1 protein-coding gene is annotated in these 645 nt (G+C 41.5%); it reads left to right on the top strand.

Features of this window, described 5'->3' with window-relative positions:
* Window positions 1–261: 261 nt before the first annotated feature.
* Window positions 262–558: a transposase gene (locus tag ACXJJ8_RS15405; RefSeq protein WP_499031855.1), complete on the top strand. Its 297-nt coding sequence runs from the start codon at window positions 262–264 to the stop codon at window positions 556–558.
* Window positions 559–645 lie beyond the last annotated feature (87 nt).

Here is a 645-nt window from a genome sequence, read left to right as displayed (position 1 = left end):
GTCCACGAGATTAGCGCTCYTTYAATTTCCCTACGGTTAATATCTGTATMYACATAACCAACAAWCTCCCCTCATTTGCTCCATTGGATAAAATACAMTCAAATCAGGCTCATTCAMCYTATTTGCCCGYTTTCATTGGAGTTAATCCAATAGAAYGCTCYAAAACCAGCTCTTCTGAGCTATTTGGAATTAAACTATTTAGTAGACACACCGTAATGGAAGACCTGTATACTTAAAATATAAATTAGGTCGAGGTGTGGCATGGGAGAAACGAGAGAAAAACGCAAACATTACACGCAAGAGTTCCGTCAAAAAACAATCGAACATTTGGAACAAACGCACAAGTCGTTGACCCAGTTATCTAGGGAACTGGATATCGGGGTAACAACCCTGAGTAACTGGAAACAAACGTATGGTGCTAATAACAAGGACAAAAGCACTCAGCCACTGGTGGATTACGAGCGGATGAAAAAGCTCGAACAACAAAACCGTGAACTGCAAGAGGAAAATGAAATTCTAAAAAAGGCGATGCACTTCTTCACCAAAGACCGGGACTGATTTATCCGTTTGTTTACAAACACCGCTCAAAGTACCGGATCGAGAAGTTGTGCAGCGTTATGGGTGTATCCCGAAGCGGTTATTACA

It is taken from the genome of Lysobacter sp. P5_C4 (assembly GCF_054049695.1).
This window is presented reverse-complemented; position numbering and strand designations above follow the sequence as displayed.

Coding starts and splice junctions, on each gene's coding strand:
- ACXJJ8_RS15405 (WP_499031855.1), top strand. CDS start 262: ATGGGAGAAACGAGAGAAAAACGCAAACATTACACGCAAGAGTTCCGT.